We start from the raw sequence: 13444 nt of genomic DNA on the forward strand, positions 1-13444 counted from the left end.
AACGACCTGGACCTGGACCTCTCGCTGCGCGCCTTCGTACAGCACCGTCTGCCGCGCCCCCGCCTGTTCGCCCACCCGTTCTCCGAAGCGCCCGACGCCACAGCACGCCCTGGCGCAGACGAGGCGGGACGGAGGGGGACGGCGCAGCTCGTCAGGTCGACGGTCTCCTCACCGATCTGCTGCTCCCGATTCCACGTCCGGCTGACCAACAGCTCCGAACGGCCGTTGCCGGCCGGTCGCAGGGCGGCGGCAGCCGCGGGACAGGTGCAATGCCTGGAGGTGACGCATGGGACGAGCACGCGGATCTGCTTCCTTCGGCACCCCTAACGGTGCCCCGGCGTCCTCCTGCCCGCGCTTCGCCACGATGACCGTCATCCCCGTTCCCACTGCCCCGACACGTCCCCGCCGAAGGCGGCCCCGTGAGCCCGACCGACGGGTGCACGGGGCACTCCCGCCGCACCGAACCCATTAAGTTTTTGATCATTGGGTATCAGGACAATCTTTCGCTCTCAGTCACGACTGGACGAACTCCCGGGAACTGCATAGATGTTTAACGGGGTGTAATACCTCGTGCGGGTGAACTGAGTAGAGAATTCTTGGATGCGTAGCGGGCTAGGATGCAAAATTCCTGAGACCAGAAATCTCCAAACAAGGAGGACTTCGTGGCCGGAAAATTTGTGCGATCCACTACCGTGCTCTTGGCGTGTACCGCCGCAGCCGTTCTCAGCGCCACTCCATCAACTGCGGTAGTGCAGCCTCAGCCCCAGGCGATCGCCTGGGACTACGACGCCGCTCAGCACGTCATCACCATCAATCAGGCCGAGCTGTTCACCACCGAGCTCTGTCTCGGAAGCACGACGCTCGCACGATGCGTCCTGCGAGCGGAAGTGTGCGTGGCGGCATACCAGTCGGTCGGCAACGGATGGGTAGACGCGATCGACAACCGGGGCCGGCCACGTTGCCCTCAGGCGGCTGGAACTCCCAACTCGGATCTGGGCCAAGCCATGGCTGAGGTCGTCGCGTACTGGAAAGCGAACTGAACTCGAAGCAACTCTACGACTGTCCATGTCGGAAAGTGAGGGTTGCTTCCGGTCCGCTCGGGGTGGGTCGGGCCCGTTCTCTGCACCCCGCGCCGCGAACGGGTCCGACGGCGACGTGGCCGTGTCCTCCTCCGAAACAAGTGATCGGCCGACGCCATGGACCGGTGACTGTCTGGACGTCGAGGGCGCCCGGCGGATGCTCGCCGCTGCGCTGAAAGCCGAAGTCGACCAATACATGTCGAGCTGGCCGCCGAGACCGACGGGGCTGGGCGCCGCCTGGTGGTTCGAAACGGCAATCACCGGACCCGCGCCGTGACCACCGCCGCAGGCTCCGTCGAGGTCACCGCGCCCCGCGTGAACGACAGGCGGGTGGACGCGGCCACCGGCGAGCGGATGCGGTTCTCCTCAAAGATGCTGCCGCCGTGGTGCCGCAAATCGCCCAAGGTCAGTGAGGTGCTGCCGCTGCTCTACCTGCACGGCCTGTCGTCCGGGGACTTCGTCCCCGCGCTGGAGCAGTTCCTCGGCTCGGCTGGCCGGTCGGCAGCCTTTCCCGGTGATCGGAGTCCCGTGAACCTGTCTCTCGCGCGTCCCGCTCTGCGTATCGACTCCTCCGACGGAGACCTGCACCGCCAGGCCGAACGGCTCCGGGCCGTCGGGCCCCTGGTGCCGGTCGAGCTCCCGGGCGGTCTGGCGGCATGGGTGGTGACGTCCGATGCCTTGGGGCGCGCCTTGCTGGTGGACGGTCGCTTCGTGAAAGACATCACCACGTGGCACGCCTGGCAGCGCGGAGAGGTTCCAGAAGACTGGCCCCTTCGGGCCGTAGTTGACACGCCCCGGAGCATGATCACGGTGGACGGCCTGGAGCACCGCAGGCTCCGAGGACCGCTCGCGCGAGCCCTCACTCCGGCCCGGGTGGAGGCCATGCGTGGTCCGGTGGCCGCCATTGTCGGGCAACAGCTGGACCGACTCGCCGAAGCGACTGCCGGCGACCCCGGCGGGATCGTCGACTACAGCGCCCTCTTCGCCTTCCCGGTTCCCATGAGGGTCATTGGCACGCTGCTGGGCATCCCGCCCGCATGGTACGAGAGGCTGCGTACGCTTTTCGAGGACTTCTTCAGTGAAGCAGCCCCGCCGGACCGCAAGTTGGCCGCGACCCTCGGCATCCGGGAGCTGATCATCGAATTGATCGCCCGCCGCCGGGCCAGGGCGGGGGACGATCTCGTCAGTGGACTGCTCCACGCCGCCCAGGGCGAACCGTACACCGACGAGGAGCTGATCGGCACTCTGCTGGTGGTGATCGGGGCCGGGCACGAGACCACTGTGCATGTGCTCGTCCACGGGCTTCGCGCCCTGCTCGCCCACCCCGACCAGCGTCGCATGCTCGAAAGAGACCCAGCACTGTGGGCGGGAGCCGTGGAGGAGCTACTGCGCTATGACGCTCCCGTCGCTTCGTTCTTCGCCCGCTATGCCACGCAGTCGGTCCTGATCGGTGACGCAGAGGTGGGGCGCGGGGACCCGCTGCTTGTCAACTACCTGGCGATGGGCCGTGATCCCGAACGCTACGGAGAGCACGCGGACACGTTCGACATCTCTCGTCGCCCGCGCGGTGGACACAGCAGCTTCGGGCACGGTCCGCACGTGTGCGTCGGTGCGCCACTGGCCCGCCTGGAAGCCACGACGGCCCTGCCTGCGCTCTTCGAACGGTTTCCCGGTATCCGGCTCGCGGTGCTCGACGACGAGCTCCCGTACTTCCCCTCGCTCATGCTCAATGGACGGCTCGACGTCCCCGTGCGGCTCACCACGCCGTGACCGGCCACCGGGTTACCCGCTCAGTCGTTCGTCCCTCCTGTTGGCGCGGCCCGAATGCACCGACGGAGCCGGCAATGGTTGAGGGCGTTGCTGTCGAGGCCTTCTTCGGGCCGTAGCCGATGGCGAACGGCGGAGCAGGCGCGTCGAGTTGGCTTTCTAACGGTGGGTCGGCGAGAGGGGGCCGTTCTCCCGCGACTCAAGGCCGGAGGATCTCCCACACCGTGGTGCGCAGACCCTGTCGTGATGCAACACCCTCTGGCTCATTGACGGGTCCGCGTCGTCGACGCAGCTGAGTGGGGTGTAGGAGCGCTGTTGACGTAACCCCATTCCAGTCTCACTTCGTCGTGTGCCGCGTCCAGGCCGACTCCGCAGAAGGACAGCTGCGGGGTGGTCGGAACTCAGCCTGCCACCGCTCGCGCGGGTCGGGCGAGCGTGTCCTGTTCTGGTTGGTTCTTCGCGGAGGGTTCATTGAAAGGGAACGATGTCACCCGCGCATCATGAGGACAGGACACTACGGCACATGACCCGTGCGCGCAGCAGGGCAGCCTGTTGCGGGGTGGCCCTCGCCCCGCTCGCCTTTCTTCCCGCCGCCCCGGCGCCGGCCGCCCTGGCGGCAGCCACCCGTCATTGTGGTCCGCTTTGGTCCCGGGAGCGCCGACGCACAGCCAGACACCGAACTGATGTGTCTGATAGCACCATTCCAGGGCTGGGCGCAGTGTCGGCTGCCGCCGCCGAGTAGCCGGATGCCTGCTTCCGCCCCGTCCTCACACCATGCTGCCCGTCGATGTCTCACCCACTCCAGGAACGACGGACCGGCGAGCACGGTGGCGCACGTGGCGAACCGGTGCGTCGTCACCGCAGCGGACACGGCGGTGAGGCCCTGCCACGATGCTGACCGACGCGGCGGCCGGACAGCGACGTGGGCCAGGCTGGGCGAGAGCGCGAAGATCTCATCGGGGCGTTCGCGCCCTCCCGGTACCCGCTCCCCGGCCGTACAGGCCGTCGGAGCCGTCGTCGTCCATCTGCGCGAAGTCGGGGCTGTCCAGTGAGTTCATGTCACCTTCTCGATTGTGAGTTGGGTATGCCGTACGGATCCGCCGTCCGAGCCGGGGGTCGGTGCGGACGCCGCGTCCCTCGTGAATCCGTACCGCTGAGGGCTGGACAGGGAACGGCTAGCCGTAGAGCCGCGGGCGGGAGACCCCGGCGCGGGGTAGAGGCCACCCGCGACGCGGCGGTCCCCTCCGTAGCCGCCTGTTGCTTCCTCTACGACGGGCTGTGGCCCGGGCGGGAGACCCGGAGGAGCAGGGGACCTCTCCGCACCGCGTGCAAGTTTGTGAACATGTGACTCGGCGTCTGAGCCGGGCGTGCGGGGCCCATGACGGGCCCTCACGGCTGATGGGCAGCCAGAAAAGGGGTTGACCCGGGGGCGCACGAACTGCCGCGAAGGGCGCGCGAACCCAGATCGGAGTGCGACCACCCGCCCGAGTGTGCACGCCCTCCTGCCGGACTATGGCCGACGCGACCATGGGGTTCCACGCTGGCAGACCCAGCCGCATCGGTTCGGCACAGAATCCGCCGGCCCGGTCAGGACCGATGCTGGCGACGTGCCAGAACCAGAGCCGCGCCACGGAGGCCCCATGAGATCCAGCCGAATCCACCAGCCACCGATGAGGCCCCGAGCCGGAAGGGCGGTCAGCGCGCTGTGCGCTCTCGCCGCCCTGGGAACGGGACTGTTCGCCATCCCTACCGCACAAGCCGCACCCGCATCGCGTGCGCTGGTCGCAGACCTGGCCTGCCCGGCGGGCAACCAGAACGTGTCCTTCTCCCCGGGGGTCACGCTGACGCCCCGGACGGTGTCGGTCACCTACGACCTCGCCCTAGGAGTGTGCGTGTCCCTGGCCCAGCCCGGGATCACCGGTGGCACGAGCGGGGGGACCGTCAGCCTCACCCTGGACTGCCTCGATCTGCTCGGCACCTCCATGACCACCCAGACGTTCCTCTGGAGCGACGGACAGACGAGCACGCTGTCCTTCACCCGCACGGTGACCATCATCAACGGGCAGACCGTGCTCACCCTCACTGGTCCGGTCTCCGCAGGGGTGTTCAGTGGCCGATCCGCCGTCCTCACGGTCGTGGAGCCGGCCCTCGACGTCCTGGCGTGCGAGAGCACGCTGGGACTGCGTAGCCAAGCGGGCGTCACGACGCTCATCATCACCTGACAATCAGCGGTCCGCGTGCTGCCCGGGCCCCACTCGCCAGCACCGGCCCCGGTGCGAGGGTCCTTCGCCCGCTGCGGCGGGCCGAAGGAGCGAGCCGAAGCCACATTCCCCACCCACGAAGGAGCTTTGCCGTGCGTCCAACGATCAGCCGTCCCCGGAAGGCGACGAGCATCCGCCTTGCCGCTCTTGCCGCACTCACCGCCGCCCTGCCGTTCATGTCGCCGTCGGGGGCTGTCGCTGACACCGCCCTCGCCACGTGTGCCCTCGGCAGCACGACCACTACCTACAACCCGGGAGTACGTAACCAGTCGGCCACCGTCCAGGTCGATGTCCAGGGCCTGCTGGGGGTCTGCATCTCCACCGATCCGGGAGCGACGTCCGGAACCTACTCGGAGCACGCGATCGTCCCGCTCGCCTGCACCCAACTGCTCTCCGGAGGAGCCGGGTCGAGGGTCTTCACCTGGCAGGACGGCACCACCAGTACCTTCGGCTTCACCCGCGTCGTCAACGCGGTGAACGGTCAACTGGTCAACACTTTCAGCGGAAGCATCACGCAGGGGAAATTCGCGGGCCACTCCGCCACCCAGGTCGTGGCGGCGCTCGCTGACCTTACGGCCTGCCAGACGACGGCAGGCCTCACCAGCACGCAGGGCACCGGAGTCCTGACCATTCTCTGAGCCACGGCCGACGAACACCCGTGAAACGTATCCGGAGGACACTCCGTGGTCGCAGAGCGCCGCTGTTTCTACTCGTCCTCGTCCCCGTTCCCCTCGCCGCCGCCCCGGCGGGGGCAGCATTCCCATCAGCGCTCGACGCTACGTGCGCCGGCGGCAACACCACCACCTGAGCCGGGTCTGACCGACACCGCGGCCATGGTGAAAGTCCAAGGATCCATCTCCATGGACTGAGTCAGTACCGACCTCACCATGCCCCTGCTCCTCCGCGGCACCATCACTGGCGGCGGTACGGGAACCCTGAGCTGCGTGCTGCTGCAGTCGCCAACCTCCGGCAGCTGCACCATCGCCTGGACGACGGTCGGCGGCGGCCCCTGCGCGGCCAGCACGTACGACTCCACGACCTCTCTGAGCCCCGGTACCTCCGGAACCACCGTTCTGACCCTCACCGGCACTGTCACCAGGCCTCTACCGTGGCGACGACATCCCCGTCGCCACTGTCTTCGCTAATTCGGAGCTGACCGCCTACGGGAGCCCCACCGGTCTGACATCCCGTTCCGGCATCGTCACAGCGGAGTTCAGCAGCCTGCTCTGACCGCCCTGGCAGTCGCGCGGGCCTCTCTGCGTGGTCTTGGCTCCATCAGCCCTGCGGGCGGTGAGAGCTTCGTGCCGCAGTCCGCCGGCCGCGCGGCACTCGACCGCGCGTGACCGGCAACGGATGCGCCTTTCTGCACGTTCAGAAGGGCTGGGTGAGCGTCAGGACCAGCAGCCCCTGGCTGGCGGTGACCCCCTCCGAGGTTGCACAGGCGAGGAGATTCAGCGCGGGGTACGTACCGACGAGGTTGAAGATGTAGCCATTGAACTGACCGGCCGTCACCGTGCCGATGGACGTGCCCACGGTCTGGCCCGCCGGCCGGGTGACCACGAAGGTGGAGGTGATTTCAGAGTCGGCCCCTTCGTTCCAGTCCAGGATGCTGACTCCCGTGGTCACCGGTGACGACGTGGGCAGGCAGCCAGCGTCCACCGTGTAGTCGAAGCTGAGCTGCGCCGAGTTGACCGAACCGCCGCCCGTGCAGTTGTAGGTGGCGCTCGTCGTGATGTGTGTCGGACGGGAAACGAGGGTGAGGCCGGGGCTGTAGTGCTGGGTGGCTGAGGTTGTGCAGACGATGGTGAGGGGATCGGCGGCTTGGGCCGAACCGCTGGAAGTTACGAGCGCCCCGAGCGATGCGAGACTCAGCGCGAGCGGCGCGGCGAGGCGACGGAAAAGTGTCATGACTGTCCTCCGGGGAAGTGCGCCAAGCAATCGACGACCATGGGGCGTTGAGCGGCTCACTGCACACAATCTTGCGTGCGGCGTTGGCACGGGTGCCTCTGCCTTCATTCGGTGCGAGCTTCTGCCTCTGTGCTTATCCTGACTAATCTCCTGCGGTGTGTACATGGCTACGTAGTGAGATATTTAAATTCCTGACAGAGAGGGGCAGTTCGGGCCGACGGTGCTCACGGTGGAGTCCCTTCTGTCATTGGAATCTGGGAGTCGTGTTCCCGGAGAGGGAGATGAGGTTGACGGTGCCGCAGGAAGGGGCGTGTGTACCTTCTTCGATTCTGGCGCACGCCGTCGGATGGTGGGCTCTACTGGCTCTAGGATCGGCTCTGGTATTTATGGCCCATTCGAACCCTGGTGTGTCACGATGCCTACGAATAGAATCCGATGAGCAAGTTGCGAGCCCCGTGGACTTGAGGCGACGGGATCTTTCTCCACGTCCTCTCCATTTCTGCGACTACCGTTCGACAGCCGTGCCGCACGTCCTGGCCCGCCCGGGGACCAGACTTTGCGAGACCGGAGCGCTCGCCGTTTCCCGACCGGAGGGAAGGTGCTGCCGTCGGAGCGATGATGCGGCGGGCGTATGAAGTCACCGCCCGGGCGCACCCGCCCAAGGACGTCAGGCTCTTAGTGGTTAGCGGGATTTGTCGACTGGTCGGCCCCGTCGCACCTCCGCTCATCCGTCTGTCGGCCAGAAATGCGGTTCCTCCATGTTGAGTCGCCGTCGGCGGCCACTCTTTCACCGCTTCGTCCGCAACGTGGTTGTCCGGCCGGAAGGCACGTCCGTGCACGAGCCCAGCGACCGGTGGGGAGGACCCCACGCCCGTACCCCGAAGGGAGGACCCATGCCCGTCCGTCGTCGCCGTCGCGGCCGTCCGCACACATCTCAATGAGCGCCCCCTGCCGCTGCGTCGAAGGCGGTGCGCTGGACTTGACACATCTCAGCTTCGACCAGGTCGTCGAGGCCGGTTGCCTGCCCATCACGCCACCGGCGGCCACCACTACCGCCAGGCTGGACAGGGACCAAGGCGCGCGCGAGGGGATCACCTTCACCTTCGTCGTGACGCGCCCGGTCGGGCAGACCGTCGCTACGACCATCGGCACGGTCGCCTCGGGACCCGTTCGCCGACTAATCGTCAACCAGACCGGAGTGTTCCCGACCCTCAGACTGCGCGGCCACCAGTGGCGTAACGGAGCGTAACAGGGCTCTCGGCATCATCCTTCCCCCATCTCAACTGAGGCTGACGATGGGAACGGCCCCGCCGTCCCTGCCGCCGGCGACCATCACCCCCGGACTTGTGAAGGAATCCACATGCACTTCGTGAGCGGCGTTGAACCTTCGTACGAACTCACTTTCTCGGACGTCTTTCTGCTGCCCCAGGATTACGTCGGGGGCTCGCGCCACACCGTGGACATCACCCCCACTGACCCCCTGCCGACCAGGCTGCCCCTCGTCGCATCCGACATGTTGTCGGTCACCGGGCGGCGCACCGCGGAAACCTTGGCCCGGCGCGGAGGCCTGGCGGTCCTCTCCTACGATCTGCCGGAACACGAAGTCCGGCGATGCCTCAGCGCCGTGAAGTCCGCGCACCCCCTCTGGCAGTCCGCACCGGTGACGGTCGCCGATGCCCGCGCCGGTGACGTGCGCCACCTCGCCGACGCGCACGGCCACGGGTGCGTCGTCGTGACCGACGCTGCGGGCAACCAGGTCGGCACCGTTCTCGCCGGTCGGCTCCGAAGCGCGGGAGGACACGAAAGGATGGGCGATCTGGTTGTCGAGCCCCCTGTGCTCAGCGTGGAAGTCTCCGCGCGGGAGGCCTTCGCGTTCCTCGACGAGCGCGGTGCCGACCACGCCCTGGTCCAGCGGCCGGGACATCCCGGGACCATCGCCACACGCCGCGGAACAGTGCGCTCCCTCGTGTTCGCCCCCGCGCTGGATGCCCGGGGCAAGCTGCTGACGGCAGTCGCCGTCGGGATGACCGGGGACGCGGTGGAACGCGCCGGACGCTGCATCGAACACGGCGCCGACGTGGTCGTCCTGCACACACCGCACGCGGCACAGGGCCCGGCCCGGGACACGGTGGCCCGCCTGCGTGAGCGCATCGGCGACCGTGTCCTCGTCGCAGGAGTCGCGGTCACCGGGGAGGCCACACAGGGCCTGATCGAGGCGGGAGCAGACGTGGTGAAGGTCGGACTCGGCGGTGGGGCGATGTGCACCACGCGGATGATGACTGGGGTGGGCCGTCCCCAGTTCACCGCTGTCCAGGAGTGCGCGCGGGCCGCAAAGGAATACGGATGCACCGTCTGGTCCGACGGTGGAATTCGCCATCCACGCGACGTCGTCCTCGCCCTGGCCGCCGGGGCCTCGTCGGTCATGGTGGGCTCCTGGTTCGCACGGACCCTCGAAAGCCCGCCGCCACTGAGGCGCGACGCGGACGGCGAGGCGTACAAGGAGTGCTTCGGGATCGCGTCGCGCAAGGCAGTGGCCGACCGCTCCTCCTCCATGGCTCCGATCGACCGCGAGCTGGCCGCGTACTTCGACGAAGGGCTCAGCAGTAGCCGACTCCGGGTGAACCCGGAGGAAGCCGGCCTCGAAGACGTCATCGACCGCATCGCCGCCGGGCTCCGCAGCGGATGCACGTACGCGGGGGTCACCTCTCTCTCCGAGCTCGGCGAGCGCGCGGTCATCGGCCTGCAGTCCGCGGCCGGCTACGCCGAGGGTGCGCCGCTGCCCAGGGGCTGGTGACCGTGCGACCACGACACCGGCTCGTCCTGTGGGACATCGACTACACCCTCCTCGACGCCGCCGGCGCGACGCGTCTGGCCTTCGCCGACGCCTTCCAGGACCTCTTCGGGCGTCCTCTGCGCGAACAAGTCCTCATGGCGGGCCGGTGCGAAGCGGCCGTCGTCCCCGAACTCCTGCGGCGCAACGGTGTCAGGGACCCGCACCGGCACGGCCCGGACTTCCTGCGAGCCCTGGGCGCCCGGGCAGATCTGGTCCGGGTCCACACGGAGCGGCACGGCACTCTGATGCCGGGAGCCGACGGGGCACTGGCCGCCGTAGAGCGCCTGGCTGGGGCTGTCCCGAGCGTAGTGACCGGCAACTCCAGGTCCACCGCCCTGGCGAAACTATCGGCATTCGGCCTGGACCGGCGACTGTGCTTGGCGGCCGGGGCCTTCGGCGACGAGGCAGCCGAGCGGGTCCGGCTCGTGCGTCTGGCGAGGGAGCGCGCCGAGAGCGCTTTCCCCCGAGCGACGGGAAGCTGGGCCACCCCAGTCGTCATCGGCGACACGCCCGAGGACATGGGAGCTGCCCGCGACGGCGGGGCGATCGCGGTCGGCGTGGCCACCGGGGCGCACGGCCGCGCGGCACTGCGGTACGGAGGTGCGGACCACGTTCTGGACAGCCTGCTCGACCTGGAGCCACTGCTCGGACTGATCCGCCTCACTCCCTCCCGCACGTGACCCCGGCTGAGCCGCGGGTCACGATCGGGCACGGTCCGTGGGCTTTCCACGGGCCGTGCCCGATGTTGCGCAATGCTGCTTCCGTCACCGTCAGAGGGTGACGGTGAGGGTCGCCACTCCGGTCTGGGAGGCAACCCCTGTGGACGAACAGGCCGTCAGGCTCAGTGCGGGAAGGACGATCACCCGCGTCGCGAGACTTCCTTGGCCCAGCCCCGCGGTGACCGAGCCGAGCGAGGTCACCGTCGTCGTGCCGTTGAGCGCCCGCACAACGTTGCTGAGGGTGAAGGTGATGGTGGAAGTCTGGGACGTGTTCCACGTGTACGTGGTCACCGCGGTGTGGGCCGGCTGAGCGACGAGCAGACAGCCCGCGTCCTCGGGGAAGACCGCGCTGGTCGCCCCACTGGAGACCCCGGTGGTCAGCGAGATACAGCTGTAGTTCTCCGTGACACTCGCCAGAGTGGGCTGGGTGGTGTTGGTCAGCGGAGGGCTGTAGGAAGCCGTTTGACTGCCCACGGCGCAGGTGATGTCGACGGGTGTGGCGCTGGCCGCGGGTGCGGCGGCGAATCCAGCGATGAGAAGACCGACGGTGAGGATCGGGGTGAGAAACGCGCGGAGTGATTTCTTCATGATTGCTTCCCCTTCAGAGGTCCGCATGAGAATTGATCACGTGTCGGCCCGGTGTGGGATTCGTGGCACCTCTGCTGACCTGATTGACGTTCCGGGCCTGGAGTTGGCGCTAATCCTATCTCTCGTTGGTGACAATTAACCCTGGCGGGAGCATGATGCGTTCACGCTGTGCCGGTGACCGGGCTGCGGTGAATCGACTGAAAATGCGTCGATCCTATGGGTGTCGCACAGGCGGACACCCGTGCAGGAGTCCGGTCTTCCACTGGCGGCACGTAGCGTCTCGACGCTCCCTTTCCTGCTCTGACGGCTCATTTCTCACACGGTGATCTCCTGTTCATTCTCCGGAACGGAGAAGTGAACGGTCAGGGAATTGGCAAACGAACGTGGGAACATGACGCCGCGACGGAAATTTCTCTGTGTGCTGGGTACGGGGCCCCGCGGTATACGGGCCAGGCGGACGCGCCCTGCCAACTGAAGGTGTCGATCAGTCCGAACTCTTCCGGGCGGTTACGGCCGTTGGACGGTCCGTTCGGAGTCTCTCTGGCTTGGAGTAGGAATCCTTTTGGCGAGGAGGTATCCCGGGAGCGGAGACGCCACGCGTATGACGCGTGGACCGACTGTGGCTTCCGTGCCCTTCACGGGCAAAGCCGCGCCGCGACCTGATGGGATTCCGAAGCGGGGTGGCAGCCCGTCGCCGCACGTTGGCGGGCAGGGTGGACCAGTTCGGCGTACCGGCCACGCGCCCGCCCCGGGAACGGATGGCGGTGCGCCCGAGTTGGTTCAGACGGGCGCGATGATCAAACTGTTGACGACGCTGTTCGTCTCACTGAGTCCTCCGTTGAGGCATGCGGTGAGGTTGAGGTTCGGCTCTACGGTGACCTTGGTGGCGAGCCCGCCTGATCCGAGGCCGGCGGTTACGGTGCCGATGCTGGTGACGGTCACCGTTCCGTCCGCGGCCCGCAACGCGGTGCTGCTGGCGAAGGTCACCGTGCTGGAGCTTGCGTTGTTCCAGTTATACGTCACGGAAATCGAGGTCAACGGGCTCTGTACCGAGGCCAGGCAGCTGGTCGACGGCGCCGATGCCGAGAAGGTGGCAGATCCACTGCTTACTCCGCTGAGCAGGGAAACGCAGCTGAAGTGCTCGCTGATGGCGAGAGAGGTGGCGGTGGGAGTGTATGTAAGCGGCGGAGAGTAGATGGTGTTGCGTGAACCGGTCAGGCACGTGATGTCCGTGGAGGCCGCTCCTGCCGACGCGGGAGTGACGAGCAACCCGACCATGGAAAGACCGAGCGTCGTTCCGGCCACGGCAAGTCCATGCCGTCGTCCGGCCGATCTATGTGAAATACGCACGATCCATCGCTCCTCTGGTTGATCCGGAATTGCGGCTTCCGCTGTCTCGGCGCGTCACTCGGGCTCATGAAGCAGGGTCCGTGGCGAAGACCCAGGGGGGCCGTGAACTGGTCCGTGGCAGGCGATCCGTCCCCCTCTCGCATGGAGCTCGTAACACGATCTTGTTGAAGTGCGCTGGTGGGGCATCAATCGGTGTGATGACGCGGCCGTTCGTGACGGTGTGGGGACTCGCCTATGGATCGTGGGCGTTGATCGGACCGTCGCGGCTTCCAGGGCGTTCTGTTCGTCCTCTTCGGCGACACAGCGGGGGGACTCCTGACCTCGGAGCAGGGGTTCGGATCGGACAGGCCTGCTGGCGCCACCTGGATCGGTGGCAGCCGGCAGTCAGAGCCAGGAACACGTCGGCCGTCCGGCTCCGTCCGAGGTGGTAGTCCTTCCCGCCAGTCAGTCGGGTGAACAGGCTCAACTCGGCAGCTCAGGCCCAGGATTTAAAAGGATGGAACCCGGCGCTCAACTGCATCAGTGGAACAGAGGTGAGCCTGTTCGCAGAACCATGCACAACAACCTCCATCACCACGGAAACATGGCCTTCGGAACGGGCCTTCGGGCGCGGAGCGCCCAAGGACTCAGCCGCCGTGGCGGCGCCGTGCGCTCACACGTCAGCAGCCCTGTCCTCCGCACGGTGCAACACCCCGCACTGCAGTGTGTACTTCTCAGTGGAGCACTGTGATATCTGGTCGGCCAGCAATCCAGGTCGATGGATGCCGTGCGCTTCACGCGACCGTGTGCCCTTGTGAATGGTCTGCACGGTCGCAGAGGTCACCGCGGGCTACGACGCCACCGGGCAACAAGACGCGCACGGCGGGAGCTTCGGTCCGTAGCGCCGCCGCCTCCGCGTGCAGGGCGCGCCCCGAGACGTCCAGAACCGGGCATCGGGAA

Annotated in this window: 11 protein-coding genes and 1 pseudogene; 9 read left to right on the plus strand and 3 right to left on the minus strand. The window is 67.4% G+C overall.

Annotated elements, in window-relative coordinates:
* Nucleotides 1–662 precede the first annotated feature (662 nt).
* The 5 genes and pseudogenes from ACWCSV_RS07350 (at nt 663) to ACWCSV_RS07370 (ending at nt 5745) form a co-directional block, all read left to right on the plus strand.
* Nucleotides 663–1040: a hypothetical protein gene (locus ACWCSV_RS07350; protein ID WP_451139395.1), complete on the plus strand. Its 378-nt coding sequence runs from the start codon at nt 663–665 to the stop codon at nt 1038–1040.
* 181 nt (nt 1041–1221) lie between these two features.
* A pseudogene (locus ACWCSV_RS07355) lies at nt 1222–1586 on the plus strand (transposase); the annotation flags it as partial.
* Nucleotides 1587–2417: 831 nt separating this feature from the next.
* Nucleotides 2418–2849 carry a cytochrome P450 gene (locus ACWCSV_RS07360; RefSeq protein ID WP_451139583.1) on the plus strand — a complete coding sequence of 144 codons (432 nt, stop codon included), beginning with the start codon at nt 2418–2420 and terminating at the stop codon, nt 2847–2849.
* Between the two features lie 1637 nt (nt 2850–4486).
* Nucleotides 4487–5068 (plus strand): hypothetical protein, encoded by a 582-nt coding sequence (locus ACWCSV_RS07365; protein WP_451139397.1) that lies wholly within the window; start codon nt 4487–4489, stop codon nt 5066–5068.
* 131 nt (nt 5069–5199) lie between these two features.
* Nucleotides 5200–5745 carry a hypothetical protein gene (locus ACWCSV_RS07370; protein ID WP_451139399.1) on the plus strand — a complete coding sequence of 182 codons (546 nt, stop codon included), beginning with the start codon at nt 5200–5202 and terminating at the stop codon, nt 5743–5745.
* Between the two features lie 125 nt (nt 5746–5870).
* Here ACWCSV_RS07370 and ACWCSV_RS07375 read toward each other — a convergent pair whose 3' ends face one another.
* Entirely contained in the window at nt 5871–6203 is a 333-nt protein-coding gene (locus ACWCSV_RS07375; protein ID WP_451139401.1) for a hypothetical protein, read from the minus strand.
* 275 nt (nt 6204–6478) lie between these two features.
* Nucleotides 6479–7015 carry a hypothetical protein gene (locus tag ACWCSV_RS07380; RefSeq protein ID WP_451139403.1) on the minus strand — a complete coding sequence of 179 codons (537 nt, stop codon included), beginning with the start codon at nt 7013–7015 and terminating at the stop codon, nt 6479–6481.
* 979 nt (nt 7016–7994) lie between these two features.
* Between ACWCSV_RS07380 and ACWCSV_RS07385 the strand changes: the two genes are divergently transcribed.
* The 3 genes from ACWCSV_RS07385 to ACWCSV_RS07395 all read left to right on the plus strand — a co-directional run bounded on the left by ACWCSV_RS07385 (nt 7995) and on the right by ACWCSV_RS07395 (nt 10528).
* A complete protein-coding gene (locus tag ACWCSV_RS07385) occupies nt 7995–8264 on the plus strand; it encodes a hypothetical protein (protein ID WP_451139405.1) in 270 nt (89 codons plus the stop codon).
* Nucleotides 8265–8375: 111 nt separating this feature from the next.
* Nucleotides 8376–9809, plus strand: a complete 1434-nt coding sequence (locus ACWCSV_RS07390) for an IMP dehydrogenase (protein WP_451139407.1) — start codon at nt 8376–8378, stop codon at nt 9807–9809.
* Between the two features lie 2 nt (nt 9810–9811).
* A complete protein-coding gene (locus ACWCSV_RS07395; RefSeq protein WP_451139409.1) occupies nt 9812–10528 on the plus strand; it encodes an HAD family hydrolase in 717 nt (238 codons plus the stop codon).
* Between the two features lie 90 nt (nt 10529–10618).
* On the opposite strand, the gene ACWCSV_RS07400 is transcribed toward ACWCSV_RS07395, so the two are convergent.
* Nucleotides 10619–11155, minus strand: a complete 537-nt coding sequence (locus ACWCSV_RS07400) for a hypothetical protein (RefSeq protein WP_451139411.1) — start codon at nt 11153–11155, stop codon at nt 10619–10621.
* An 805-nt stretch (nt 11156–11960) separates the two neighbouring features.
* Between ACWCSV_RS07400 and ACWCSV_RS07405 the strand changes: the two genes are divergently transcribed.
* A complete protein-coding gene (locus tag ACWCSV_RS07405; protein ID WP_451139413.1) occupies nt 11961–12350 on the plus strand; it encodes a hypothetical protein in 390 nt (129 codons plus the stop codon).
* Nucleotides 12351–13444 lie beyond the last annotated feature (1094 nt).

This window comes from Streptomyces sp. NPDC001770 (assembly GCF_053596135.1).

Excerpts from the sequence above, each read along its gene's own strand:
- ACWCSV_RS07360 (WP_451139583.1), top strand. The coding sequence starts at position 2,418 with ATGCTCGAAAGAGACCCAGCACTGTGGGCGGGAGCCGTGGAGGAGCTA.
- ACWCSV_RS07365 (WP_451139397.1), top strand. The coding sequence starts at position 4,487 with ATGAGATCCAGCCGAATCCACCAGCCACCGATGAGGCCCCGAGCCGGA.
- ACWCSV_RS07400 (WP_451139411.1), bottom strand. The coding sequence starts at position 11,155 with ATGAAGAAATCACTCCGCGCGTTTCTCACCCCGATCCTCACCGTCGGT.
- ACWCSV_RS07380 (WP_451139403.1), bottom strand. The coding sequence starts at position 7,015 with ATGACACTTTTCCGTCGCCTCGCCGCGCCGCTCGCGCTGAGTCTCGCA.
- ACWCSV_RS07390 (WP_451139407.1), top strand. The coding sequence starts at position 8,376 with ATGCACTTCGTGAGCGGCGTTGAACCTTCGTACGAACTCACTTTCTCG.